Genomic DNA, 24,015 nt, shown 5'->3' on the forward strand with positions numbered 1-24,015 from the left:
CCTTTCCCCGATGAGCGAGCCGAGCCAGAGCGCCGCCACCCCGCCGGCTGTCCGCGACGCAGACGCCGATCACCGCTTCCGCGAGAGCGCGCGGCGTTACGGCTGGGATCCCGACGATCCGTGGGTCGGGGGGTATGCCACGTGGGAGTGGCGCCGCAGCCGCCACGCCTACGACGACCTCTTCACGTCGGTCCGCGGCAAGAAGGTGCTCGAGTTCGGCTGCCACTTCGGCGGGACGGCGGTCGTGCTCGCGACCCTGGGCGCCGAGGTGACCGCGCTCGACGTCGACCCCATGTACGTCGAGCTGGCGCAGCTGAACGCCGAGCGCCACGGGCTGTCGGACCGGATCCGCGTTCATCACGTCCCCGACACGACCGCGATGCCGTTCGCCGACCGGGAGTTCGAGCTCGTCTCCTGCAACAGCGTGCTCGAGTACGTCCCGCCCGAGCGCCTGCCGGCCGTCCAGCGCGAGATCGATCGGGTGCTCGGGCCGTGGGGGTTCATCGTCATCCTGGGCACGAGCAACCGCCTCTGGCCGGTCGAGTGCCACAGCCGCCGTATCCTGATGAACTACGTGCCTCGGCTGCTGCGCCCGCTGTTCCCGGGCAGGTCGATCTACAGCGTATTCCCCTGGGAGCTCCGGCGCGGGTTCGGCGACTATGTCGACATCTCGCAGCAGGATCGGGGCCGGCTGATCGTCGACCTGAAGGCCAAGATGGGGCTGTCCGGGCCGCGGCTCATGGCCTTCTCGGCGGCGAACCGGCTGCTCGGCCCGCTCGGGATGCACGTGGGCTTCGTGTCCCCGACGATCACGATGGTTCTTCAGAAGCGCGGTGAGGGAGGAGCTGGCGATGGCTGACGGGAGGACGCGGGTATACATCACCGTGGACGTCGAGTGCGCCGAGGAGCGCATCCTGGGCGATACCAAGTCTCCCGCGATGGGCTACGACCTCCGGATCTGGGGCCGCTTCGTCAACCAGCGCGAGCCCCTCGGCATCGAGCTCATCATGCGCGAGCTCGAGGCGTACGGCCAGCGCGGGACGTTCTTCGTCGAGGCCATCGGCTCATACAGCTTCGGGATGGACGGGCTGACGAGCGTGTGCCAGGCGCTCCACAGCCGCGGCCACGACGTGCAGCTGCACGTGCACCCCGTGCAGCGGCGCGCGGACTGGCACACCCGGGGCGAGCCCCGCGTCTCCGACGACATCGCCGACTACCCGGTCGAGGAGCAGACGCGGCTCCTCCTCGAGGGGCGCGACCTGCTCGTGCGCGCGGGCGTCCCGGCGAGCGAGCTGCTCGGCTACCGCGCCGGCAATTTCGGCGCGAGCAACGACACCTGGCGGGCGATGAAGCGGGCGGGGCTCGTGCTGAGCAGCAACTACAACCCCTGCTACTTCAGCAAGAACTGCAAGATGCAGTATCCGGGCGCGCGGCTCGGCCTCTTCGAGACGCCCGAGCCGGGGGTGTACGAGCTGCCGGTCACGAACTTCATCGAGCCCACGAAGCGCTTCAGGCACCTTCAGATCACGGCGGTGACGCTCGACGAGATCAAGCACTGTCTCCTCCGCTACCGCGCCCTCGGGGTGAAGGAGGTCACGCTGGTGACCCACTCGTTCGAGTTCTATTTCCTCGACTCGGCGGAGGCGCGCCGCGGCTTCCCGAACCGGCTCAACGTCGAGCGGCTCCGCGGGCTCTGCCGCTTCCTCGACGAGAACTCGAAGGACTTCGAGGTCGACACCGTGGGCGCCCTCGCGGGCCGGCTCTCGGACGCGGCGTCTTCTACGCACGGCGCGCGCGGTGTCGACGAGGGCGCGCCGCCCTCGCTGCAGTTCCCCCACTCCAACGCGATCCACCACGCCCGCCGCGTCGTCGAGCAGGCGTACAAGCGCGTGGCGCAGCGGTTCACGTTCGGCTAGCTCCGTCGGCCAGGGGCGGCCGGGCCTGCTCCGCCGCGCGGCGGATCGCTCACCCGACCCCCGCGCCGTTCACCCGGCCCCGCGCCCCTGCTGCCCTCCACGCTCGCGAACGTCGTCGACGATGGCGCCCCGCCGCGGTGCTAAGTAGCGCGTATGCGGCTCATCGGACAGATCCACGTTTCGCTCAAGGGCAGCATCATCCAGCGCAACCCCACCGTCTGGGAGAAGCTGAAGCGCAGCTTCGGCGCCACGGTGGATCTCGACACCGATCGCGTGCGCGTCGAGCTCGAGGCCACCGCCGTGGTCGATCAGGTGCGGGGGGCGCTCGTCCAGCTCGGGGTCACGAACGCCCTCTCGCTCGTGATCGACGACACGGTCATCTTCCAGGACACCGACGGGAAGCCGGACGATCTTCCCGATCTCGTGCTCGCGCTGTCCGAGCATTCCGCCGTGTTCGGGCGCGGGTTCAGCGAGCTCAGGTTCGCCGCCGAGCACGAGGAAGCAGGGCTGCACCTGGTCATCGAGACACGGGCGCGCACCGAGCACGCCGACGACGAGCCGGCGGGGCTCGTCTCCATCGGCGGGCGCCTGCGGGATCTCGAGCCGCGAGCCGGCGAGTCCGCGGAGGACTACCGCCGCCGCGTCGAGCCCCTGGCGAAGGATCCGGCGCTGTTCGAGGCGGCGCGGCTGCAGTTCGAGTCCTTCGTCGGGCGGGTCGAGGGCGCCCTCAAGGCCACGATGCCGGAGGCGCGCGTGGAGCATCACCACGCCGACGCGCGCGTCGTGCACGCGCCGGCGGGCGACGGCGCGGGCGACGGCGCGGGCGCCGAGCGGCCTCCCGTGGGCCCCACGCACCCGGGTTATGACCCGTTCGTCGTCTATTACCCGCCCAGCCCGCTGGGGATGATGCTGGACGTGATGCTCATCACCTCCTTCATGCACATGCTCACGCCTCCACACGTCCTCTTCGTGAACCCCGCGGGCACGATGCTCGGCACAGCGCAGGAGGCCGCCGAGAATCCTGACCTCTTGAACGGCGCGGATCGCGGCGGCGACGACCTCTCGGCGGGCGACGAGGGGGACGGGGCGGATGACGGCGATCCGTGGGGTGATGACGGCGGCGGGGTCGATGACGGCGGTGGGGTCGATGACGGCGGCGGGTTCGACGGCGATTTCGGCGATTGAGCCGCTCGCGCCGGCGCGCCGGGCCGCGGCGAGGCGCCGCGGCAGGGCCTCGCGCGTCTGTCGCGCGTAGGTTCCGGCGCGCAGCCCGCGACGCGCTGACCTCGCGGTCGAGCGGGCTCGTCCGGCCATGGACGACGACTGGCGATCATGGTACGCCGCGCTACGGCCGTGACCGGCGCTGGCATGAGCATCTATCGCGCTGGCGTGTTGATGGTCGCGCGCGCCGAACCCTGGACTGGAGAGCGCGATGAACAAGAGCGAGGCGGCGCTTCGGAAGCAGCCGCAGGTGGCGGGCGGGGGAGATCCGGAGATCGCCAGAGAGGTCCGTACCATCATTGCAGAGCGATGTGGGATGAGCGTCGATGCCGTGACTCCGGACCTGTCGCTCGAGAGCGGCCTCGGCGTGGATTCACTGGCGCTCATCGAGGTCAATGTCGCGCTCGAGGAGCGATTCCAGATCGTGGCGCCCGATTTCGCGGCGCCCGATCAGGCGCAGATCAGCACGGTCGGTGACGTCATCGCCTTCGTCGAGGCGCAGATCGCGGCGCGGGGCGGCCGGGGAGGGGCGCCTTGATCGCCCCGCGCACGCGCGCCGAGCGCGAGGCCGCCGTCCGGACGCCCGAGGAGCAGCGGGAGCACGAGCGGCGCGAGGTCGCCGCTCATTACCAGAACGACCCGGAGATATTCTCCATGGTCCTCGACAGCCGCCTGGCCTACGCGACGGGCATCTTCCTCGATCCCGCCGAGAGCCTCGAGACGGCGCAAGAGCGGAAGTACGACTGGGTCCGCCGCGAGCTCGACATCCACCCCGGAGAGCGCGTCCTCGACGTGGGGTGCGGCTGGGGCTCGAACCTCATCTATCTCGCCGAGCACACCGGCGGGAGCTTTCAGGGCGTCACGCTGAGCGACAAGCAGCGGCAGGAGGCGCTCCGCCGCGCCGACCGGGCGGGCGTCGCCTCGCGGGTCCGCATCGACCTCGCTCATATCGAGGACATCGACCTCGCGCCCGAGTCGCTCGACGCCGTGCTCTTCGTGGGCAGCATCGTGCACATGCACAACCGCGAGCGGATCCACCAGAAGATCGCCGCCGCGCTGCGCCCGGGCGGCAGGCTGCTCATCTCCGACTGCTATTTCCCGGCGCGCGCCCGCGGGGACCGGGAGAGCTCTGCGACGCAGTACATCTTCGTCGAGGCGCTCGGCTATTGCCGCCTGATCTCGCTGGCCGAGGAGCTCGGGATGATCGAGCAGGCCGGCCTCGATGTCCGGCGCGTCGAGGATCTCACGAGCTCGTACGTGCACACGGTCGCCCGGTGGATCGACAACGTGCGCACGAACCGCGCCCGGATCGACGCCCGCGCGCCCGGCTTCTCGCGGCTGCTCCAGACGTACATGACCGTGGGCCGGCTCTCCTTCGCGCGCCGCACCGCGCTCGAGTACATGATCGTGGCGACGAAGGGCGGCGGCCGCGAGCGCCTCGGCGTCGCGCCCTCGCCCGAGCCGGGGCGCGCGCCGTGAGCCGCGGGCTCTCCGCGCGGACGGTCGCGGGCCTGCTCAGGGCGCGGGCCGAGGCGACGCCGGATCGATTCGGGTTCTATCACAAGCAGCAGGGCGAGTTCGTCGGGTGGTCGTGGGCGGAGTACTGGCGCCGCGCGTGCGCGGCGGCGTCGGGCCTGCTCGCGGCGGGGGTGCGCCCGGGCGATCGGGTGCTCCTGCTCGTGACGGACGTGGAGGTGGCGGTGCCGTGCCTCTTCGGCGTCTGGGTGCTCGGCGCGGTGCCGATCCAGGTCGGGGTGCCCTATCGGCTCACGGACGTGGCGGCGTTCCTCGGCGAGCTCCGGAGGACGGCCGCCCGCGTCGGCGCGCGCGCGCTCGTGGTCTCGTCCGCGCTGCTCGGCTTCGCGCAGGGCGAGGAGGGGGCGGACGGCCTCCTCCAGCTCGCCGCCGAGCCGCTGCTCGACGCGCCCCTCGCGGGCTCGCTGCCCGATCCGGAGCGCGCGCCCGGGCCCGCGCTCATCCAGCTCACGAGCGGCAGCACCGGGCACCCGCGCGGCGTGGTGATCCCGCACGAGCGGCTGATGCTGCACCTCGACGCGATGAGCCAGCGGCTCACGGTGCGCGGCGAGGGCGCGGGGGGCGTCTCGTGGCTGCCGCTCCACCACGACATGGGCCTCGTCGGCGGGCTGCTCTTCCCGCTCTTCAACGATTTCCCCGTTCACATGCTCTCGCCGCTCGAGTTCCGGACGCGGCCGTTCTCGTGGCTCGCGGAGATGTCGAGCATCCGGGGCGTCATCTCGCTCGGGCCGCCGAGCGCCTATTCCATCTGCATCGGCCTCGCCCGTCGCGCCGTCGAGGCGGGCCTCGATCTCGGCGCGTGGCGGTGCGCGATGATCGGCGCCGAGCCGATCTCCCCTGCCTTGCTCCGCCGCTTCGCGGAGGCGTTCGCGCCCTGCGGCTTCCGCGTCGAGGCGTTCTTCCCCGTCTACGGGCTGGCCGAGGCGACGGTCGCCGTGACCTTCCCCGACCTCTACGCCGAGCCGCGCGCCCTCACGGTGGATCGCGGCCTGCTGGAGCGCGAGGGCCGCGTCGAGGAGGCCGCGCCTGGCCCCCTCTCGCTGGAGCTCGCCGGCGTCGGCAGGCCGATCCCGCACACGGAGATCCGGATCGTGGACGCCCAGCGCGGCCCCGTCCCGGAGCGCACGGTGGGGGAGATCGAGGTGCGCTCGGAGACGGTGATGGAGGGCTATTTCAACGAGCCCGAGGCGACCGCCGAGGCGCTCGTGGGCGGGTGGCTGCGCACGGGCGATCTCGGGTTCATCGATCGCGGGACGCTGTTCGTCACCGGCCGGAAGAAGGAGGTGATCATCAAGGGCGGTCACACGATGATCCCCGCCGTGATCGAGGAGATCGCCTCCCGGGTCGACGGGATCCGGGCCGGGTGCGTGGTCGCGGTCGGGCTGTTCGTCGAGGAGCGCCAGACCGAGTCGGTCTACGTGGTGGCCGAGACGCGCGCCGAGGCGTCCGAGCAAGCCGGCCTCGCGGAGCGCGTGCGAGAGGCGCTGCGGGCGAACGGCGTCACGGTGGACCAGGTCGTCCTGGTTCCGCCGGGCGAGCTGCCCAAGACGACGAGCGGCAAGCTGCGACGCCGGGAGGTCGCCGAGCGGCTGCGCGCGGGGGCGCTTCGCTGAAGAGCGCGCCGGCCCCGCCACCGCACCATCCGTCACCAACGTGAACGTGAACGTGAACGTGGTCGTGGTCGTTCACGGCCTATCGTTGACGACCACGTAAACGACCACGACCACGTAAACGACTACGACCACGTAAACGTTCGGATGTAGGAGGACGCGGCGGGAAGCTTGGTTAACGATCTGCCAGGGGACCGTCGTCCAGAGGTCTTTTCCGTTCGTCTCAACCATGGACAGACGCGGCGCGGCTCGGCCGATTTCGCGGGCGCTGCAGGGCTGTGCGCGATAGATCCCGGAATCGCTCTCCGGAGCACAACCGAACGGGACCGTCCATGTTGAGCAGCCTGCGAGACCACGAGTCCACCTGTCCCGCTCCGCTTTCGCCCGAGGCGCGCGCGTGGGAGCTGGAGCAGCTCCGGGCGCTCGGCCTGGAGGACGACGACTGGTGCTCGGACGATCAATGCCCCTTCTGTGCCGGGCGGCCCCTGTCCGTGGAGAGCAAACGAGCGCACGGGTGAGCGGCGCCCTCGGTCGGGGCCGGGTCACCGGCGCGAGCGGCCGGTGACCCGCGCGGGGATCACTCTGCGATCTTCCCCTTCACCCACTTGCCCGACTCGGTGAGGTCGTTGTCGGTCCAGTTGCCCATCTGGTTTGCGTTGGGCCTGAGCGCGGAGCACGCCTCGGCCTTGTCGCCCAGCGACCAGTTGGCCCAGCTGATGTTGTGCGCGTCCAGGAAGTCGAGCCAGGTCTGCGACTCGCCGAGGTTGAGCTGGCCGTTGCCGTCGGCGGAGCAGGTCCCCCACTCGGTCACGAACAGCGCCAGCTTCTTGTTGATGGCTTTCTGGGCCTTCTCGCGCAGCGACCCCTTGTGCGTGTTGGCGTAGAAGTGGAGGGTGTACGCCACGTTCTGATCGCTGAGGGGATTGTCCGCGGCGATGTCGACGTCCTGCGACCAGTTCGGCGAGCCGACGATGACCAGGTTGTTCGCGCCCTGGCCCCGGATCTCCGAGATCACCGCCTCGGCGTAGGACTTCACCGCGGGCCAGGTGTTCGTGTTGAGGGGCTCGTTGAAGACCTCGAAGATGACGTTGGGCGTGTTCTTGTAGGCCTGCGCCACCTCGCGGAAGTAGCTCTTCGCCAGGTCCAGGTGCTGGTGCGCGTTGTGATCGTGCCAGTCGAGGATGACGTAGATGCCCTTCGCGATCGCCGCGTCGGCGATGGTCTTCGCCTTGGCCTTCTGGGCGCCCGCGTCCTGGAGGTACCCGTCTTCGCCCTCGATGCCCATGGCGGCGCGGACGACGGTCGACTCCCAGTTGTCCGCGATCGAGTTGACGACATTGCCGTTGTAGTAGTTGCTCCACTGGCTCCAGAACAGGCTCATGCCCTTGAGCTGGACCGGGGACCCGTGCTCACCGACGATGTTGCCGTTCATGACCCGGAGCCGGCCATGACGCTCGACCGGCGTGCCGTCCGTGGGCACCCCCCCGGTGCTCGCGCTCGTCGTGGACGAGGCCGATGTCGTCGCCGAGGTCGTCGAGGCGCTCGAGGTCGTCGCGCTCGCGGAGGTCGTCGAGGCGCTCGAGGTCGTCGCGCCCGCGGAGGTCGTCGAGGCGCTCGAGGTCGTCGCGCTCGCGGAGGTCGCCCCGCCGCCGCCCGCGCCGCCCGCGCCGCCCGCGCCGTCGTCCGTCCCCGCGTCACCGCAGCCGATCAGCACGGTGGCTTGCAACGCAACCACCGCAAGGCCGAATGACCACTTCGACCTGCCAAGCACACCGCGAAGCAAAACACTTTTCATCATGTCCTCCAAGAGAAGTATCCGGATGGCGCGGCATTAAAAGGGCAGTTCAGCGCCATGGCAAGCCCTCTGCGTGCCTCTGATCAAGGGATAAAATCCACGCTGTTTGTATGGCAGAATACAGTATTGGTGCGTGCAGGTTACAACCGCGGCCGGTGGTCTCCAGCGAGAGCGTGAGGCGAAGCCTTCACGGGCGCCGATCTGAGGGAGCTGTGGTGTGCAGGCAACAGAAAGTTCGCAAAAAATATGCCAGTTGGCGGAGCCCGTGATGCGGACGCTGCTGCGCTGCGTCTCTGGTCTGCGCGCGGGGGCTGTGCCGCGCGGGTCCACGCAGGCTACGGTGTTCCCCTTGGTGGTCGGGTGACCACCCTGGGCAACCGCCTATCCATGCGCAGGGCGTCAATATCGCTCAGGAAATTGCGAGCGAGCGCCTCCGGAATGTCAAGCCGCGAGCGCCGCGCCCGTCGAGGCGCTCGTCACGTCGGCACCGGCACTGGGGGCGGCTCGTCGTCCGGCGCGATGCAGGCGGACAGGTCGAACAGCATGAAGAGCAGCGCCTTCTCCTGGGCGGTCAGCTCATGCGTCGCCCCGTCGCGGTCTTCACAGCCGCTCGGGAAAGGCGCCCCGGCGACGTCGCTCGCCGCCACGTGGATGTCCGTGTACACGAACCTGCCGCACTGCTCTTCTTCCGGCGCGCCGATGGGCGTGTTGAACGTGAAGTATTTGACCCCCGCGGGCGCGTCGAAATCGGTGTTGGCCTCGTTGTAGAGCCACCGCGTCGCGATCTCCTCGTTCACCGAGTCGACCCAGTGCTGCGGATCGTCGATCTCGATCTGCCCGGGCACGGTCGACGCTCCCACGTTGGCGAGCCAGTCCCGGAGCGCCAGGCCCTTCGGGAACGTGGTGTCGACGAGCACGGGGAGCCCGTCGTCGGGATCGCTCTCCTCGTCCCATTCCGCCGTCTCCGGGAACCGCTCCGGCCCGAGCCGGAGCCAGGTGTTGTGCCAGTGCGACGCGAACACGCGGCCTCCCGCGGAGGCGTAGTCGAACATCGCTCGCAGCGCGGCCTCCGGCTTGTCTTCCCCGAACTCGGATCCTTCGCACGACAGGATCACCATGTCGTATCGACGCAGGTCGTCGAGCGAGCCCCAGAACTCCCGCGCGAGGGAGAAGGGGGCGCCGTCGTTCAGGCCGTCTCGGTACCTGCTCGTCGCGCTGTCGCCCTCGATGGCGCGCCCGGCGAACAGGTTCACCCGCCCGTCGCCCGCCTCCGGCGTGAACTCCGACGCGTCGATTCCCATCTTGTACAGCAGGCACTCCAGCACGTCCGAGCCGCCGGTCGTCAGCGCGATCTTCGGGAGGTGGCCCTCCGCCTTGCTGCGCGGCAGGCGGACCGTCCTGTCCACCGTCGGGTTGTCGACGCACCCCTCGACCTTCGGCAGCGTGATCTGGCGCCGCCATTTGCCGAGCTGGACGACCAGCGGGATATCCACCCCGACGGGCACGTTCTCCAGCACGAAGCGCCCGTTCGTGTCCGTCAGCGCGGTCGCGATCGGATCGCCGGAGAGCGTCACATCGCACCGATCGCAGCTCGCCCCGTCGGTGATGGGCTCAAGGTCCCTGTTCGGGACGTACACCGTGACGTTGTACAGCGGGAGTTTGCCCGCGGGCTCGTACACGGTGCCGCTCACGGTGGTCGTGCCGCCGCCTGGACAGGCGATCTGCTGGCACTCGAGCCCTTCGCACCCGCCGCTCGTGACCCCTGACCCGCCGCTCCCCGCCAGGAAGGGGATTCCCCCGGAGCCGCCCCCCGCAGGGAAGGGGATTCCCCCGGAGCCGCCACCCCCCGCGCTCTGGTCGGCTCCGCCGCCGGACGTGGCGCCGATCGTCCCGCCGGAATCGCCGCAGGAGCATCCGCCAGCGACAGCCGGCGCCATGGCCGCCGCGACCAGGAGCCATCGGGCGCTGCCGTGCAATATCCCCATTTGATCCTCCAGGCGCAGAAGGACGAGTGTGCCCTGTTCCGCCCCTTCCCAGAGTAATCGATACGCGGGGACACGGGAAGGGACAACCATGCAAGGATGCGAGCGAGAACACGCTCTTGCGTGCGTTGACGGAAGCCCTCCTCTCCATCTGCGCCACCGGGGGCGGCGCGGGGCAGTCGGGTGTCTTTTGCTCGGTCTTGCTCGGTCTTGCTCGGTCTTGCTCGGTCTTGCTCGGTTTCGCTCTGCCTCGCTAGGTTTCCGTGCGATCGCGCGGACCGTGAGGAGATAGGCGACAGCGGCACCAACCTTCGTTCCGCGTACCACCGCGCCCCGCGGCCCGCGTACCACCGCGCCCCGCGGCCGCGCGACGCGCGACCACACCGCGCGGAACAGCGGGGAACAGCGGGAACAGCGGGGAACAGCGGGAAACGGCTGCGAACAGCGCAGGACATCGCCGGACATCGCGGGACTTCCCGAGACCGCGCGACGGCGCCCGCGCGGCCGTGTTCCGTCATGGCGAGATGCCCCTCGGCAGAGTAGGATGCGGCGCTTTGCAATCGGTCCTACCTGCCCCCGCTCTCCCTCGCCCGCGTTTGCTGGAGATCACCTGGCCCATCTTCAGCGAGAACCTGCTGCACATGCTCGTCGGCGTGTTCGGCGTATGGCTGGTCAGCCGCCTCTCGGACGAGGCCGCCGCCGCGTACGGGCTGTCCAACCAGATCATGTTGACCTTCATGATCACCTTTCGCTTCGTCAGCGTCGGCGCGAGCGTGGTGGTCACCCAGTATCTCGGCGCGCGGGACCGCGCCGGGGCGGAGCAGGTCGCGCGGGCGTCGCTCGCGGCCAATCTCTGGCTCGGCGTCTTCAGCTTCGCCGTCATCGCGATCGGCGCGAGGCCGCTGCTCGAGCTGATGCGCCTGCCGCCTTCCCTGTTCCCGATCGCGGAGCCTTATCTGATCGCCGTCGGCGTGATGCTGGCGTTCGACGCGGTGAATTTCTCGATGGGCTCGGTGCTGCGCGCGCACACCCACACCCGCGACACGCTGCGCCTCATCGTCATCATGTACATCGTGCAGCTCGCGCTCAGCCTGCCGCTCATGTTCGGTGTCGCCGGGGCTCCGGGGCTCGGCATGATGGGGCTCGCGCTGGCCGCGGTGGTCGGGCGCGCGCTCTCGTTCTGGATGCACCGGCAGCTCTGGATCTCGCGCCTCGGCATCCGCCCGACCTTCGAGGATTTCTGGCGCATTCGCCCCGATCGCCTCCGCGAGATGCTGCACATCGGCCTGCCGGGGGCGGGCGAGAACGTGGTCTATCGCATCAGCTTCATGATCATCCTCGCGATGGTCGCCAACATGGGGCCGACGGCGCTCACCACCCATACGTACACGATGCAGATCATGCATTTCCTGCTCCTGTTCGGCATGGCGATCGGCTTCGGGACCGAGATCGTGGTCGGGCACCACATCGGCGCCGGCGATCTGCAGGGCGCCGATCGCCTGGTGCGCGGCGGCCTGGCGATCGGGTTCTGCGTGTGCGTGAGCCTGGTGATCGCCACCGCGCTGCTCGGCCCCCACCTGCTCGGCCTCTTCTCGCGGGATCCCGAGGTGATCGCCACCGGCTCCCGGCTGCTCTGGCTGACCCTCCTCGTCGAGCCGGGCCGCACGCTCAACCTGGTCGTCATCAACGGGCTCCGCGCCACCGGCGACGCCCGCTTCCCGGTCGGGTTCGGCGTCTTCTCGATGTTCGCCGTGGCCGTCGGGCTGTCCTGGCTGCTCGGCGTCCACCTCGGCTGGGGGCTCGCCGGCGTCTGGGTCGCCTACGCCGCCGACGAGTGGGTCCGCGGGCTGGTCATGGCCGCGCGCTGGCACTTCCAGGGCTGGGTGCCCCACGCGCGGCGCACCTTCCGCCGGGTGCGGCTGAGCAGCCGCCCCGCGTGAGCGCTCGCGCTTGCGCTCGCCGAACAACCGCCCCGAGCAAGGGTGAAGCGCCGCCCGGCGGAAGGCGGCCGGGCGCCGGTCATCCCGCGGGCGCGCTCACCTTCTCGGTGACGGCCATGCACAGCGCGGCCACGCCGCGCCTCGGGACGGTGACGAGCTTGTCGCGGAAGCTGGCGCGCTGATCGGTGTACAGCTTCGACACCTTGTGCGAGAGGATCGTCGAGCTCCAGACCGCGACCACGTCCGCCCAGCGGAGATCGGCGTCGGCCTTCGCCGCATTGCGGTGACCCTCTCCGTCCACGATGCGGATCTCGACCTCGCCCGCGAGCAGCTGCCGCAGGTCCTCGGACGTGCCTGGTCCGCCGCCGACCACGAGCAGCCTCCGCAGCCCGCGCGCGTGGAACGCGCCGATCATCGCGAGCGCTGCCCGCTTGTTCGCCGAGCTGCCGCACAGGTCGCAGACGGCGTCGGCGCCGACCTCGACCACGCGGAGCCCGGCCTTCGGCGGCAGCTTCGCGCACTCGGCGCAGCGGCGCTCGACCCGCTCCTCCGCCGGCGCCGACGGCGGGGGGCGACCGAGCGCCTGCTGCGCCTGGCCCGCGAGCTCCGCCGGGAGGAAGTCCGCGGGGTGGCGGAGCTCCGTCGCTGGCGCATGCTCCGCGAGCCAGAGGAGCAGATCGGTTTCTGAAATATTCAGAGATTTTGCGAGGTTGCGCACACGGACGGATCGCGCCATTGCGACGCGACTGTGACATGTGCAGCACCGCTGCGCCCTTTTCTATCGCAGGGGTGGTGGCCTCGGGCTGGCCCCGATGTGGCCCGGCATGCCCGGCTCAGTCGAGGGCGGCGGCGCGGCGCAGCCCGTGGCGCTGGAGGAGGCGGTGGAGGTACATCCGGTCGAGCCCTGCTTTACGCGCGGCGCGGCTCACGTTGCCGTTCGACCACTCCAGCAGGGCGGCGAGGTAGCGCCGCTCGAACTGGTCGATGATCGCGTCCTTCGCCTCCTTGAAGGGCATCTCGATGTTCGCGGCGGGCTCCTCGGGCGCGGCGCCCTGCGGCGCGGCGCCCGGCGGCGCGGAGCTGCGCTCGGGCGGCGCCGCCGCCCCCATGGAGGCGCCCTCGCCGAGCACGACGCGGCGCTCGACGTAGTTCCTCAGCTCTCGCACGTTGCCGGGCCAGTCGTAACGCTTCATGTCCTCGATGACCTCGGGGGGGAAGAGGTGCACCTTGTCGATGGCGCCGAGCTCGTTCAGGAAGCAGTGGACGAGGAGGCCGATGTCCTCCTTGCGCTCCCGCAGCGGCGGGACGCGCACGGTGAGCACCGAGAGGCGGTAATAGAGGTCCTCGCGGAACCTGCCGCTGTTCACCTCGCGCTCCAGGCGCCGGTTCGTGGCGGCGATCACCCGGATATCGACCTTGCGCACCCGGCTCTCGCCGAGCCTGCGCACCTCGCGCGAGGCGAGGGCGCGGAGGAGCTTCGGCTGCATCTCCAGCGGCAGCTCGCCGATCTCGTCGAGGAAGACGGTGCCGCCGTCGGCCTCCTCGAAGGCGCCGGCGCGGTCGCGCGTGGCGCCCGTGAAGGAGCCGCGCACGTGGCCGAACAGCTCGCTCTCGATGAGGCTCGGCGAGATGGCGCCGCAGTCGACGATGACGAGCGGCTTGTCGGCGCGGGCGCCGCGCTGGACGAGCTCGGTGGCGATGACCTCCTTGCCCGTGCCGTTCTCGCCCTCGATCAGCACGTCGGGCGCGCTCTTCGCCACGCGATCGAGGACGGGGAAGAGGCGCCGCATGGGCACCGACACGCCCTGGAGCGCCCCGAAGCTGACCGCGCGCGCGAGCTCGGTCTCGGCGACGGCGTCGGCGTCGCGGATGCGCACGACCGACTCGCCGAGCTCGATGCGGCACTCCGGCAGGATGGCGTCGGCGTCGCGCACGCGGACGCCGGCGATGGTCGTCCCGTTGAGCGAGCCGACGTCCGTCAGCCGGAACGTGGACTTCACGCGCTCGAGGATGCAGTGGAAGCGGGACACGGCGCGGTCGGCGAGCACCAGGTCGTTGCTCTGGTGGGAGCCGATGCGGATGAAATCGCCGTCGAGCACCATGGCCCGGCTCGCGGGCTTGCCCCCCTCGCGCTCGACGCACAGCTCGATCCGGGGCACCGCGAGCACCTCGCCCTTCGCCATGCGGGGCTCCGTGGAGGCCGCGAGGCTCGGCGGGCCGGGGTCGTCGGGCGTGGCGGGGGGGCGCGGCATGCGCGCCATCTTACGCGCGAGCCTGTGCTCGTCCAGAGGTGGCCCTGCCGGCGGCTCAGGGCGAGAGGTCGCCGCCCGCCGCCTTGAGCCACACGACGGTGGCCCCCCACCCGCCGCGGGAGGCCGGGGCGTCGCGGAAGCCGTCCACGGCCGGGTGGCGGGAGAGGACGGCCCGGACGACGCGGCGCTGCACGCCCTTGCCGCGGCCGTGGATGATGCGCACCTCGCGGAACCCGCGCAGCTGCGCCTCGTGGAGGTACTCCTCGACCACGGAGGCGACGTCGCGCGGGGCGAACGTGTGCAGGTCGATCGCGTCCTCGATCGGCATGACCACGACGCCGTCGTCGCCGGGCGGCTCGTGCGCTTCCTTGGGTGGCCCGGCCCCGGGCGCCTCGATCTCGGCGAGGTCGGGCGGCGCGGGCGCGCGGGGCGAGAGCGCGCGGTCGAGCCATTCGCGGAGCCGGCGGAGCATCCGCGCGGTGTAGCCGAGCCGGCGGCGCCCGCCACCGCGCGGACCGCCGCGCTTGCCGGCGCGAGGGGCGTTTGCGCCGGTGCCGCAGCGGGATCACGGCTCGTCCCGACGAGCGGGCGGTCCGCTCATCGGCAAGCTCAGTCGGAACGTCGCGCCGTTTCCAGGAGGGGAGCTCACGGCCAACGTGGCCCCGTGGGCGGCGGCGATCCTGCTTGCCAGGTACAGCCCGAGGCCGATCCCCGATGCATGGCCGTTCGTGACGAAGCGGTCGAAGATGCGGGGAAGGAGCTCCGGCGGCACGCCGGATCCGCGGTCGACGACGTCGACGTGGACGTACTCCATCCCCTGTATCAGCTCGCTGGTGAGCTTGATGAGGACCCCCTTGCCCGGGGGCGAGTGCTTGATCGCGTTGCTGACGAGGTTCTCCAGGGCCTGGCGAAGGCGATCCCTGTCGGCCACGACGACGAGCTCGGGCGGGCCCTCGACGCGGATCTCGACGCTGGGTGTCCCGAGCGCAGCGACGATGTCCCGCGCCACCGAGACCAGGTCCATGGGCGCAGGCGCGATCTCGAAGAGGCCCTGCTCGATGCGCCCCACGTCCAGCAGATCCGAGATGAGCTGGCCGAGCCGGGCGACCGAGCCGATCGCCCGGTCGGCGTCGCGCACGTCGTCGGCCCGGCCGTCGAGCTCCGCGCGCCGCTGGAGCATACCAAGGCGGCCCATGAGCGGGCTCAGGTAGTTCCGCAGATCGTGCGCCAGCACGGTGATGAGCTCCTCCGCGGCCTCGCGCCGGCCTTGCGCGAGCGCGGCGGAGGTGACCTGCTCGACGAGCTCCGCCCGGTGCGTCAGGGCGCCGATCCAGTGCGTGACCGCGCTGAGGAAGCGGAGATCCTCGTCGGAGAAGAACTCCGGCGCGGCGGAGTGAGCAGAGACGACCCCGCGCCGCTCGCCCTCGACGACGAGCCGGACCGCGATGTGCGACCGCACGCCGAGCTCGTGGACCAGGCCGGGCAGCTCGCCGGGCTCCTGCTCCGCATGCCCGGTGATGTGGGGATCGCCGGTCGTGAAGACGCGGGCGATCGAGCCGCCGTTGGCGACCGGGTGGATGTCGAGCCCGAGCGACCGCTGGAGCCGCCCCATGGGCGTGTTGCTCGTCCCCAGGGCGTGCAGCGTCTTCCTGCTGGGGTCGAAGAGGAAGATGTCGATCTTGTCGGCGCCGAGAGCATCGATGAGGAGCTCACTCGCCTGGTTGAGCGACTGCCTCAGGTCGGCCGCCGGCAGCTCGAGCAAGCGCTCGAGTGTCGATATCAGCCTACCTTCCTTCGAGGTGGCTTCCTTTCCGTACATGCTGCTTTCTCGCTCCGTGATTCGCTCGACGCCGTGCGCTCGGCGGCGGAAGCGCGAGCCGGCCGTAACGGGTGGACTGGGTCGTTATGACGACGCTGACGCCCGAACGGTAGATGTGCGCGGCGCTGGCTGCCGCTCCGGCGCGGGTCCAGGCGAGCGACCGGCGACACGGACGAGCTCGGGCCGACGCGCGCGGCATCTCGGACAGAATGACGCGCGCGGTTCCATGCGCGCGCGCCGTGAGCTCGCCGGCGCCGTGGCCCCCGCGGTTCTCACGGACACGGCGTGCAAGCGCGGAGGCGGGACGCCGGCCGGCCACGATTGACTCGCACGTACGGGCCTGCGATCGTCTCGCCCGGGGACGTCGCCATGCTCACTCGCTTGCTTTCGCTGCCCCTCGCCGCGCTCGCCCTCGCCTGTGCCTCCCCGGAGCCTGCGCCCGCGGCCTCGCCCGCGGGGCCCGCTGCGCCTGCGCCGCCTCCGGAAAGCGCCGCTCTCCTGTCGAGCGGTGACCCGGGCTTCGACCACGATGTGTCGGGCGTCGTCGGGGCGCCGCCGCCTGCGTGGGACGTGGGGCCTTGGTACAACTCGCCGCCGCTCACGCCGGCGGCCCTTCGGGGCAAGGTCGTGCTGGTCCGGTGGTTCATGTCGCCGAGCTGCCCGTTCTGCAGCGCCACCGCCCCGGCGCTCAAGGCGCTGGACGAGCGTTATCGTGAACGAGGGCTCGTCGTCGTCGGGATGTACCACCACAAGGATCCCGAGCCCCTCGATCCCGAGGCGGTCAGAGGCTACCTGGCGCACTTCAAATACACCTTCCCGGTCGCGATCGACCCGGACTGGCGCACGCTGAAGCGCTGGTGGATGGATGGCCATCCCAAGCGACAATACACGAGCGTCAGCTTCCTCCTCGATCGAGCGGGGCTCGTGCGGCACGTGCACCTCGGGGGCAAGCTGGAGCCCGCTACCCCCGAGTTCGCGGCGGTCGAGGGGCGCGTCCGCGCATTGCTCGACGAGCCCGCGCCCTGACACACCACGTCCAGCATCGTCTCAGCCGCTGGTTGCCGGCGGCGCTCCCGCAGGCCGCTCCGAGGAGCGAGATCGCGCAGAGCGCGCCCAGAACGTCGAGACGATCCCTGGCGAGGGCATGGTTACGCGGCATTTCTTTCGCTTTGTGGGGCGACCGCTTGCGGCCGGCGTGACGCGATTCAACCGGTCGGCGACCTGGCCCGGAGACGGCTCACGCAGACGATGCCTTCGGCGGTGTGAACGGTGTGCAGGGGCCGCTCGCGCGTCCGAGTGTAGACCAGGACGGCCCTCACGAGATCGAAGAATGTCTGTCGCCTGCAGCGAGCGGCGCGTCGCCCTTCCCTTCGACCTATTCGTGGTGGCACGACGCGCGCGCCGCACGGAGGCCCGCCGGGCTGGAAGAGCGGCGACAGGCCCCGCGGTCGGTCAGCTCTTGCAGCAGAGCGTGCCGGCCGTGGTGTTGCCCGCGCAGCCGCCGAAATAGCGGTTCTGGGTGCTGTCGCCGTGGCCGCAGTTGACCCAGTTGCATTGATTCCCCTCGGGATCGACGCCGTCGGGGGAGCACACGCGCATGGGGGTATTGGCGCCGCAGCTCATGCCGGTCGGCGCCGCGGAGCAGCTCCCCGAGCCCACGCCGGTGTACTTGAGGTTGTCGTCGGTCCAGTAGTGGTGCTTCGGCGCCTCGGCGTTCGTGGAGCCGTAGCCGTTCTTGTCGACGAACTCCGCGGCGCTGCACACGTGATAGCCGGTCTTGCAAAGGTCCGCGCGGTCGGGGTAGGTCACGCTGCCGGCGCAGCCGAACATCTCGTTGTCCCAGAAGCGCTGCACCCCCGCGACGAGGTCCGGGTCGTCCTTGCACCCGCCCGTGGTCCGCGCGTAGGCGGGCTGGCTCGCCATCCAGGTGACGACGTTCTCGTTCGCCGTCCCCGCGTCCGGGCCGCCGTTCGCGAACGATAGATAGGCGATGTCGAGCTCGGGGTAGACGCAGATCTTGGACCGCATGCCCGTGATCGAGCCTGAGTGGCACAGGCCGGTATACTGGATGCCGCCGCTGGTCCAGCGCGGGCCGGAGCTCCATCCGTAGTTGTAGCTCGAGCGTGGCGGTCATGCTCTTGGTGTTGGAGCCGATGTTGAAGATCATGTCTTCGGTCATCGGGGTCTGCTCCGGGAGCTTCGCGAAGCCGGCTGCCCCGAGCGCGACGATGTGCTTGCCCTTGACGACCGCGGCGATCATGCCCGGCGTGAGCGCGCCCGGGGCCGGGTAGCCCGTGTAGTCATCGAGCTTCCAGGCGAGGTCGTCGTGCGCGGCGTTCACGAGAGGCGGCGGGGTCGCGGCGATGAAATCGAGGCGGTCCGAGGACGCCTGGACTTGCTCCTTCAAGGCCGTTTGCTCGATCTCCGGCTGGGGGGTTGCGCACCCCACGAGCGAGGGGGCGACGCCAAAGCACGCTGCGATCCATCGATTGAGCTTCATGGGTTCTTCCTTCGTTCTGGGCAGGGCGGAGGATGCGCTTCCATGGCGCTCCTGCCGAAGCGAGCGCGACAGCGCGGCCGCTCGGGGCGTTGCAACCGAGAGGCCACTCCGCTCAAGGCCGGGATCGCGGGGCTCCGAGGGGCGCTGTCACGCGGCCATGACGGCCGGCTGTCACGCGGTCATGACACCACAACGCCGCCGCACCACCGCGTGGGGGTCTCTGGCGGCGAGAGGCGCGCGCGGTGCAGCGCGGCATCACGCTTGCCGCGTAGGCTCATCCACACCACGTCCACGGCGCGCGATGCAGCTCGCTGTGGCGTGAAGGAGGTCCCTTTGAATAAGTCGTTGAACTAGCGTCGCTCTTCCGGGCAGCGGCGCCGAGGCGGGTGAGGGGTGCCGAGCTGCTCAGTGCTCGCTCGCGTGCGCAATGGTCTCGATCATGCGCGGGATGGCCACGGAGATGAGGATCCCCAGGTTCGCCCGCTTGTTGTCCACCAGCATGCCCTGGAGCAGCTTCCCGTGGTTGACCACCACCACGGTGTGGTTGCCCGCCATGTCGAGCAGGTAATACCGCCCTAGCGGAGGGAAGTTCGAGTCGCGCAGCGAGCTGTCCAGCTCCTCGGTGATGCGCGTGAAGAGGGCCACCGCCACCGGTTGCTGGTTGAAGCCGGCGAGCGACAGGCCCGCCGAACGTTCCCAGATGTCGGTGGCCAGCAGCCCGTCGCGGAGGATGTTGCGGAGATCATGGACTGCGGCGTCGAGGACTTTGGTATCGATCATCGTGCTTCCGTCGCTCCTGGGCGCGCGCGCCCGCATTGAAAACCCGGATGTACTACAGCCCGCGCAAGGTCGTCTCGAGCGCCTCCTTCAGCTGCTCGAACGACCGCGTGGAGAGAGCCTCGTTGCCCACGGTGCCGAGGCAGAAGCCGCCGCGCGCCGTGCGCGCCTCGACCCAGGACATCATCTGCGCGCCCAGCCAGAGCGCGCCCGCCGTGGCGTCGACGCCGGGGATGGAGCGGACGCCGACCAGCGCCGAGAGCAGCGGGCCCACGAGGGACACGTGCGCCTCGGAGATGCCGTGCGCCGCCAGCGTGAGGCCGTTGTCGTCGGCCACGAAGGCGCCCACGCACGGGTGGTGATCGAGCGTCCAGGCGACGAGCACGTCGAGCCGATCGGCCGGGTTGTCGGAGGTCTGAACGAGGCGCGGCACCTCCTTCACCTCCTTCACCTCCTTCACCTCCTTGGGCGCGGCCTTCGCCGGCACGGGCGCGGCCTTCCCCGGCGCGCCGGCGCGCGCTGCCCCCATGGCGGTCACGAGCGTCGCGGGCTCCCGCGACCGCGTCGCGGTCACCCGCGCGAGGAGCGAGGTCACCCGCTGCGCGTCAGTCCACGAGACGGATCGGACCGTCATCCTCGCCTCCTGCATTGGAGCCCAGGCGCTCCTCGATCTCGGCCACCAGCTTGTCGAACACCGCGGAGACCGCCGGAGGGCGGCGGCTGAGCAGACCGAGCGGCACGCCCGCGCGGCTCGCCTGGAGGAACGTGCTGTCGCGCGGGACCGCGGTGTCGAAGACCTGATCGCGGTAGAGGGACCACAGCTCCTCCAGCGAGGCCAGCAGCACCGGATCGCGGAACGAGCTCATGGTGCCGACCACGCCGAGCAGGGAGCAGGCGGAGCCGATGTCGCGGAGCCGCGCCAGGAGCTCGAGCAGCCGGGGCATGGCCCGCAGCGCGAGCGGCTCGCACTGCGCGACGGCGATGACGCTGTCCACCTCTTCCAGCGCGATGCGCGACATCCCGCCGAGGCCGGCCGGCGTGTCGAAGAGGACGAGGTCGAAGTCGCGCTGGCTGTGCTCCAGGATGCGCCCCACGATGTTGGCCTCGCGCGCGTTGATGGCGAAGCGATCCTCATCGAGCGCGTCGACGGGGCCCATGGGCAAGAGGCAGAGCTCCGGGAGCCGGGTCTTCACCAGACCCTCGAGCGGGGGGCCGCCTCGCGCGAGGTTCGCGGCCAGGCCGGGCCGGTCGCTGACGCCGTCGAGCGACATGCCGATGGCGCCCTGCAGATCCGTGTCGACGAGCAGGGTCCGCGCGCCTCGGCGCGCGAAGGCGAAGGCGCAGTTGAGCGCCACGGTGGTCTTTCCGACTCCGCCCTTGAGGCTGGCGAATGCGATGGATCGGGTCATTTGGGGTATCCGAGCTTGCGTAGCTGTTCCAGGTTAGCGCGCACGAGGCTGGATGCGGGGTCGAGCGTCGAGAGGTCGATGAGGACGCAGGCCGCCTCGCTGTAGCTGCGTTCCATCAAGAGGCGCCGCGCGTCGGAATTGAGCTGCTTGATGCGGGCCGCGCGCTGCTCCGGCGAGATGAGCGCGATCTCGATCCGCCTCGACGAGATCGGCGGCGGCGCCTCCACGCTGCCTTCGTCGATCCGGCGCAGCGAGTCGAGCACCAGCTCCGCCAGATCCTTGAAAATGGTGCGCTCCTTCGTCGAGCCGACGGCCGGGGTGACGCGCACACGCATCTCAGGGCGGATGAGCCGCGCGAACGCCTCCTCACCCACGCCGAGACCGTCGAACGCCGTCCACACCTGGCCGCGCCGCACCTCGATCAGACCCACGTCGGCGCTCGCGTTGCTGACCACGAGGACGTGCGACTCGCCGGACATGCAGATCATCTGCAAGAAGTCGACGGGCACGAAGTTCATCCCGATCGGCGCCGACTGCGCGCCCGCGGCGTGCGCCATGAGGATGAGCGTCTCCTCGGCGATGGGCCACGTCACCCGCGTGGTGCTCGCCGCTCCCGGGACCTCCACGCCATCGTTGACGGCGAGCACCAGCCGCGCCGTGCGGCGGAGGAGCTGCGCGACGGCGTCCTCCGGCCCACCCGGGAGCGACGGCGCATAGATGATGAGCTCCGCGCTCTGCACGCCATCGAGGGCTTGATCGAGCTCCTCCCAGGTCGCGGCGCCGAGGGCGCTCACCGGCGCCTGCCCGGCGATGACGCGGATGCACCGCATGCGCTCGCGCAGATCGGGAACGGCGACCACGACGATGGCCATCAGCCTCCCGTGTCGCGCCGCACTCGGCGCAGCATGACCGACGACGCCGTATCACCCGGGCGCATGCGCGCGCACGCCTCGAACGCCTCGATCGCAGCGTCGTAGCGGCGCTGCACGAACGCGGCGGTGCCGCGGGCGAACGCCTCGCGGTAGAGCCGATCCTCCTCGGTCTCGTACACCCGTGGCGTGAACGGCGCGCTCGCGGGGGGAGCTGGCGCGCTCGCGGGGGGAGCTGGCGCGCTCGCGGGGGGAGCTCCCGGCGGTCGCCGATCCAGACCGCGCTCCGGCATGGTCGGCGGCCCCGGATCGGCGCCGGCCTCGGACGGCAGCGTGTCCAGCTGCGGCCTGAAGGAGACCGACGGCCGGTCGCTGAACGGCGACGCCACCTCCCTCCCCGTGTAGAGGCCGACCAGCACCTGCAGCGTGCGGAGCCGCCCGAGCGGGCACATTTGAATGATGTCGTCGAACGTCGAGGCGCCGTCGATGTACCGCGCCACCAGGAGCGCGTCGGGCGAGCGACCCGCCGACACCGGGATGGGTCCCGCCACCTGATCGAGGCCGCCGAGCCGCTTGGCGTAGGCGCCGGCGAGGAACTCTTTGATCCGCTCGATGCTCGCCTGCAGCTCGCGATCGCCGGGCGACTCCGAGCGCGCCCGGTACAGCACCGCCAGCGCCTCCTCGTAGCGCTTCTCACGGACCAGCCGCACGATCTCCGCCCGCATGGGTCCGCTCTTCGGGAGCGCGCGGCTCTCGGGTTCCACCATCAGAGCTGAGTCGTGTTGGTCTTTCACGGACAACTGGCAAGTTACATGCCTCGACCGCCGGCATTCAAGCTGTTTGGCTGCACCTTCGCGGCGGCCGTCCTCGGTCGGCGCCGTCGATACCGGCGCGCCATCGTGACCGGCTCGCCATCGTTCAGGTACGCGCGTGTGGGACCAGCCAGCACCCCACCAGAACACTGGGAGCCGCGACATGCGCCCCATGGGAAGGCGGGGGAGACATGGGACGAGGCAATGACCGCGGCCCGCTTCCACATTCGGTCCATTGAGTCGCCACGTGCTCTCGGGCGTCCCGCAGGATCACTCGTCAGCCAATCGCGAACGTCGCAAGCCGTATCGCACCTCAGCGCCGGTTCGCCCACCGGCCGCCGTTTCAAATTTGAATGGTGATCCCAAGATTGTGGGTGCAACTTACGTTGGGCTTGCGCTACAGTAGATGCACCGGCTGGACGCACCCCGCAGCGTTGCAGAAACGTCTGAGGTGGTTGGTGGAAAATTCCAGTAATCGAGCAGTAATCGAGCTCGGAATGCAGCGCGAGGGGAGAGCGCAGGATTTCAACCGAGGTGAGGTCCAGCAGCAGCGTCCATGCTCGGTGCGTCGTGATCTTGCCTTGAGGCTTCTCGAGGCGCTCACGGCGCTTGGTTCACGCAAACAGAGGGATTGTTCAACCAACTGACACCCCACAGCCGAAAAGGAGATCGCTCATGCGGCAGGTCTTGCGGCACATTTTCGAGAAGAAGCAGGCATACGCTCGTCTACCCCTGTTCGAGCACATGCGTAACGAACTGCTCGATCCGAGCGAGCGGCTCGCGTTCTATCCATGCATGGCGTACTTCATCCTGAGCTTCGGTGATCTGAACAAATTCGTATTACGGGAGGAGCACGCCGCGGACAAATACCAAGAGATGGTCAACGCCCACACACGCGAGGACGACCATCACTGGCCGTGGTACCTGGAGGATCTGTCCAAGCTCGGCTACGACGTCGAGGGCCGGAGCACGGACCTGCTGCACTTCCTCTGGGGTGAGGAGACGATACAGAATCGGATCCTCACCGCGCGGCTCACCGCGCTCATCAAGGGCACGACGGGCCTCGAGCGGCTCGTCATCATCGAAGCGATCGAAGAGACCGGCAACGTGCTCTTCGGGGCGATGCTTCCCCTGGCGGAGGCCCTGGAGAAGCGCCTCGACACGCAGCTGCGCTACTGCGGCTCGTTCCATTTCGAGCGCGAGTCGGGCCACGCGGTGAACGCCGACCACGCCGAGCTCGCGCGCATCCCGCTCGACGCCGAGACGCGCGCGCGGTACATCGCGCTCGCGGACGAGGTGTTCACGATATTCGAGCCGTGGACACACGAGCTCTTGCGCTATGCCCTCGCGCACCCCGTGAGCGCCCCCGTGGCCGACCCCGAGACGGACGGCGTGAGCCAGGTGATGACCCGGTCGTCGGTGCTCGCCGCGTGAAGCAGCGCGGTTAAGCCTCGCCCGTCGCACCGCCCCCTCTACGGGACCCACCCCGGGCGCTCGTCATGCGACGAGCTCTCTGCACAAGACGTTGACGCACATCTTGCCCCGACAGCGGTCGCCGACCGCGCGAGCGGCGGGTG

Annotated in this window: 23 protein-coding genes and 1 pseudogene; 11 read left to right on the forward strand and 13 right to left on the reverse strand. The window is 70.1% G+C overall.

The window, feature by feature from the left end; all coding sequences use genetic code 11:
• Positions 1 to 10: 10 nt before the first annotated feature.
• The 7 genes from WMF12_RS07605 to WMF12_RS07635 all read left to right on the forward strand — a co-directional run bounded on the left by WMF12_RS07605 (position 11) and on the right by WMF12_RS07635 (position 6,801).
• Positions 11 to 859 (forward strand): methyltransferase domain-containing protein, encoded by an 849-nt coding sequence (locus WMF12_RS07605; protein ID WP_437869752.1) that lies wholly within the window; start codon positions 11 to 13, stop codon positions 857 to 859.
• Complete coding sequence (locus tag WMF12_RS07610; RefSeq protein WP_437869753.1) at positions 852 to 1,916, forward strand: polysaccharide deacetylase family protein; 1,065 nt, start codon at positions 852 to 854, stop codon at positions 1,914 to 1,916. Before WMF12_RS07605 ends, WMF12_RS07610 begins: the two co-directional genes overlap by 8 nt.
• Positions 1,917 to 2,069: 153 nt before the next feature.
• On the forward strand, positions 2,070 to 3,101 hold the full coding sequence (locus tag WMF12_RS07615; RefSeq protein ID WP_437869754.1) for a hypothetical protein: 1,032 nt from the start codon (positions 2,070 to 2,072) through the stop codon (positions 3,099 to 3,101).
• A 247-nt stretch (positions 3,102 to 3,348) separates the two neighbouring features.
• Positions 3,349 to 3,675: an acyl carrier protein gene (locus tag WMF12_RS07620; RefSeq protein WP_049876196.1), complete on the forward strand. Its 327-nt coding sequence runs from the start codon at positions 3,349 to 3,351 to the stop codon at positions 3,673 to 3,675.
• Positions 3,672 to 4,616 carry an SAM-dependent methyltransferase gene (locus tag WMF12_RS07625; protein ID WP_437869755.1) on the forward strand — a complete coding sequence of 315 codons (945 nt, stop codon included), beginning with the start codon at positions 3,672 to 3,674 and terminating at the stop codon, positions 4,614 to 4,616. The genes WMF12_RS07620 and WMF12_RS07625 overlap by 4 nt, the downstream gene beginning before the upstream one ends.
• Positions 4,613 to 6,286: an AMP-binding protein gene (locus WMF12_RS07630; RefSeq protein ID WP_437744951.1), complete on the forward strand. Its 1,674-nt coding sequence runs from the start codon at positions 4,613 to 4,615 to the stop codon at positions 6,284 to 6,286. Before WMF12_RS07625 ends, WMF12_RS07630 begins: the two co-directional genes overlap by 4 nt.
• Before the next feature lie 329 nt (positions 6,287 to 6,615).
• The gene (locus tag WMF12_RS07635) at positions 6,616 to 6,801 is read left to right on the forward strand and encodes a hypothetical protein (protein WP_437744952.1); all 186 of its coding nucleotides are present in this window, start codon (positions 6,616 to 6,618) and stop codon (positions 6,799 to 6,801) included.
• Positions 6,802 to 6,860: 59 nt separating this feature from the next.
• Here WMF12_RS07635 and WMF12_RS07640 read toward each other — a convergent pair whose 3' ends face one another.
• Positions 6,861 to 7,763, reverse strand: coding sequence for a glycoside hydrolase family 5 protein (locus WMF12_RS07640; RefSeq protein WP_437744953.1), 903 nt, complete (start codon positions 7,761 to 7,763; stop codon positions 6,861 to 6,863).
• Here WMF12_RS07640 and WMF12_RS07645 point away from each other — a divergent pair.
• Positions 7,756 to 8,118: a hypothetical protein gene (locus WMF12_RS07645; protein WP_437869756.1), complete on the forward strand. Its 363-nt coding sequence runs from the start codon at positions 7,756 to 7,758 to the stop codon at positions 8,116 to 8,118. The genes WMF12_RS07640 and WMF12_RS07645 overlap by 8 nt on opposite strands.
• A gap of 436 nt (positions 8,119 to 8,554) precedes the next feature.
• Here the strand turns inward: WMF12_RS07645 and WMF12_RS07650 are convergent, their stop codons facing one another.
• Positions 8,555 to 10,063, reverse strand: coding sequence for a carboxypeptidase regulatory-like domain-containing protein (locus tag WMF12_RS07650; protein WP_437869757.1), 1,509 nt, complete (start codon positions 10,061 to 10,063; stop codon positions 8,555 to 8,557).
• A gap of 593 nt (positions 10,064 to 10,656) precedes the next feature.
• Between WMF12_RS07650 and WMF12_RS07655 the strand changes: the two genes are divergently transcribed.
• Entirely contained in the window at positions 10,657 to 12,000 is a 1,344-nt protein-coding gene (locus tag WMF12_RS07655) for an MATE family efflux transporter (RefSeq protein ID WP_437744956.1), read from the forward strand.
• A 79-nt stretch (positions 12,001 to 12,079) separates the two neighbouring features.
• On the opposite strand, the gene WMF12_RS07660 is transcribed toward WMF12_RS07655, so the two are convergent.
• The 4 genes from WMF12_RS07660 to WMF12_RS07675 form a co-directional block, all read right to left on the reverse strand.
• Positions 12,080 to 12,718, reverse strand: a complete 639-nt coding sequence (locus WMF12_RS07660) for a hypothetical protein (RefSeq protein ID WP_437869758.1) — start codon at positions 12,716 to 12,718, stop codon at positions 12,080 to 12,082.
• Between the two features lie 115 nt (positions 12,719 to 12,833).
• Entirely contained in the window at positions 12,834 to 14,252 is a 1,419-nt protein-coding gene (locus WMF12_RS07665; protein WP_437869759.1) for a sigma 54-interacting transcriptional regulator, read from the reverse strand.
• A gap of 55 nt (positions 14,253 to 14,307) precedes the next feature.
• Positions 14,308 to 14,724 carry a Smr/MutS family protein gene (locus tag WMF12_RS07670; RefSeq protein ID WP_437869760.1) on the reverse strand — a complete coding sequence of 139 codons (417 nt, stop codon included), beginning with the start codon at positions 14,722 to 14,724 and terminating at the stop codon, positions 14,308 to 14,310.
• A gap of 93 nt (positions 14,725 to 14,817) precedes the next feature.
• Positions 14,818 to 16,071 (reverse strand): GAF domain-containing sensor histidine kinase, encoded by a 1,254-nt coding sequence (locus WMF12_RS07675; RefSeq protein WP_437869761.1) that lies wholly within the window; start codon positions 16,069 to 16,071, stop codon positions 14,818 to 14,820.
• Between the two features lie 369 nt (positions 16,072 to 16,440).
• On the opposite strand from WMF12_RS07675, the gene WMF12_RS07680 reads away from it, so the two are divergent.
• Positions 16,441 to 17,097 (forward strand): TlpA disulfide reductase family protein, encoded by a 657-nt coding sequence (locus WMF12_RS07680; RefSeq protein WP_437869762.1) that lies wholly within the window; start codon positions 16,441 to 16,443, stop codon positions 17,095 to 17,097.
• A gap of 426 nt (positions 17,098 to 17,523) precedes the next feature.
• Here WMF12_RS07680 and WMF12_RS07685 read toward each other — a convergent pair whose 3' ends face one another.
• The 7 genes and pseudogenes from WMF12_RS07685 to WMF12_RS07715 all read right to left on the reverse strand — a co-directional run bounded on the left by WMF12_RS07685 (position 17,524) and on the right by WMF12_RS07715 (position 22,351).
• Entirely contained in the window at positions 17,524 to 18,099 is a 576-nt protein-coding gene (locus WMF12_RS07685) for a hypothetical protein (RefSeq protein WP_437873984.1), read from the reverse strand.
• Positions 18,100 to 18,232: 133 nt separating this feature from the next.
• Positions 18,233 to 18,571: pseudogene (locus tag WMF12_RS07690) on the reverse strand (hypothetical protein); the annotation flags it as partial.
• Between the two features lie 405 nt (positions 18,572 to 18,976).
• Positions 18,977 to 19,351 carry a hypothetical protein gene (locus WMF12_RS07695; protein ID WP_437869763.1) on the reverse strand — a complete coding sequence of 125 codons (375 nt, stop codon included), beginning with the start codon at positions 19,349 to 19,351 and terminating at the stop codon, positions 18,977 to 18,979.
• Between the two features lie 52 nt (positions 19,352 to 19,403).
• Positions 19,404 to 19,982, reverse strand: coding sequence for a hypothetical protein (locus tag WMF12_RS07700; RefSeq protein WP_437869764.1), 579 nt, complete (start codon positions 19,980 to 19,982; stop codon positions 19,404 to 19,406).
• On the reverse strand, positions 19,954 to 20,757 hold the full coding sequence (locus WMF12_RS07705) for a ParA family protein (protein ID WP_437550767.1): 804 nt from the start codon (positions 20,755 to 20,757) through the stop codon (positions 19,954 to 19,956). Before WMF12_RS07705 ends, WMF12_RS07700 begins: the two co-directional genes overlap by 29 nt.
• Positions 20,754 to 21,629: a DUF4388 domain-containing protein gene (locus tag WMF12_RS07710; protein ID WP_437744964.1), complete on the reverse strand. Its 876-nt coding sequence runs from the start codon at positions 21,627 to 21,629 to the stop codon at positions 20,754 to 20,756. Before WMF12_RS07710 ends, WMF12_RS07705 begins: the two co-directional genes overlap by 4 nt.
• Entirely contained in the window at positions 21,629 to 22,351 is a 723-nt protein-coding gene (locus WMF12_RS07715; protein ID WP_437744965.1) for a TRP-like protein, read from the reverse strand. The genes WMF12_RS07710 and WMF12_RS07715 overlap by 1 nt, the downstream gene beginning before the upstream one ends.
• A 762-nt stretch (positions 22,352 to 23,113) precedes the next feature.
• Here WMF12_RS07715 and WMF12_RS07720 point away from each other — a divergent pair.
• A complete protein-coding gene (locus WMF12_RS07720) occupies positions 23,114 to 23,872 on the forward strand; it encodes a hypothetical protein (protein ID WP_437869765.1) in 759 nt (252 codons plus the stop codon).
• Positions 23,873 to 24,015: the final 143 nt, after the last annotated feature.

This window comes from Sorangium sp. So ce363 (genome assembly GCF_051520435.1).
GTDB classification, from domain to species: domain Bacteria; phylum Myxococcota_A; class Polyangia; order Polyangiales; family Polyangiaceae; genus Sorangium; species Sorangium cellulosum_B.

Excerpts from the sequence above, each read along its gene's own strand:
- WMF12_RS07700 (WP_437869764.1), bottom strand. The coding sequence starts at position 19,982 with ATGACGGTCCGATCCGTCTCGTGGACTGACGCGCAGCGGGTGACCTCG.
- WMF12_RS07710 (WP_437744964.1), bottom strand. The coding sequence starts at position 21,629 with ATGGCCATCGTCGTGGTCGCCGTTCCCGATCTGCGCGAGCGCATGCGG.
- WMF12_RS07610 (WP_437869753.1), top strand. The coding sequence starts at position 852 with ATGGCTGACGGGAGGACGCGGGTATACATCACCGTGGACGTCGAGTGC.
- WMF12_RS07715 (WP_437744965.1), bottom strand. The coding sequence starts at position 22,351 with ATGCGGGCGGAGATCGTGCGGCTGGTCCGTGAGAAGCGCTACGAGGAG.
- WMF12_RS07685 (WP_437873984.1), bottom strand. The coding sequence starts at position 18,099 with ATGCGGTCCAAGATCTGCGTCTACCCCGAGCTCGACATCGCCTATCTA.
- WMF12_RS07665 (WP_437869759.1), bottom strand. The coding sequence starts at position 14,252 with ATGCCGCGCCCCCCCGCCACGCCCGACGACCCCGGCCCGCCGAGCCTC.
- WMF12_RS07695 (WP_437869763.1), bottom strand. The coding sequence starts at position 19,351 with ATGATCGATACCAAAGTCCTCGACGCCGCAGTCCATGATCTCCGCAAC.
- WMF12_RS07705 (WP_437550767.1), bottom strand. The coding sequence starts at position 20,757 with ATGACCCGATCCATCGCATTCGCCAGCCTCAAGGGCGGAGTCGGAAAG.
- WMF12_RS07675 (WP_437869761.1), bottom strand. The coding sequence starts at position 16,071 with ATGTACGGAAAGGAAGCCACCTCGAAGGAAGGTAGGCTGATATCGACA.
- WMF12_RS07620 (WP_049876196.1), top strand. The coding sequence starts at position 3,349 with ATGAACAAGAGCGAGGCGGCGCTTCGGAAGCAGCCGCAGGTGGCGGGC.
- WMF12_RS07670 (WP_437869760.1), bottom strand. The coding sequence starts at position 14,724 with ATGCTCCGCCGGCTCCGCGAATGGCTCGACCGCGCGCTCTCGCCCCGC.
- WMF12_RS07680 (WP_437869762.1), top strand. The coding sequence starts at position 16,441 with ATGCTCACTCGCTTGCTTTCGCTGCCCCTCGCCGCGCTCGCCCTCGCC.
- WMF12_RS07720 (WP_437869765.1), top strand. The coding sequence starts at position 23,114 with ATGCGGCAGGTCTTGCGGCACATTTTCGAGAAGAAGCAGGCATACGCT.
- WMF12_RS07605 (WP_437869752.1), top strand. The coding sequence starts at position 11 with ATGAGCGAGCCGAGCCAGAGCGCCGCCACCCCGCCGGCTGTCCGCGAC.
- WMF12_RS07650 (WP_437869757.1), bottom strand. The coding sequence starts at position 10,063 with ATGGGGATATTGCACGGCAGCGCCCGATGGCTCCTGGTCGCGGCGGCC.
- WMF12_RS07635 (WP_437744952.1), top strand. The coding sequence starts at position 6,616 with ATGTTGAGCAGCCTGCGAGACCACGAGTCCACCTGTCCCGCTCCGCTT.
- WMF12_RS07615 (WP_437869754.1), top strand. The coding sequence starts at position 2,070 with ATGCGGCTCATCGGACAGATCCACGTTTCGCTCAAGGGCAGCATCATC.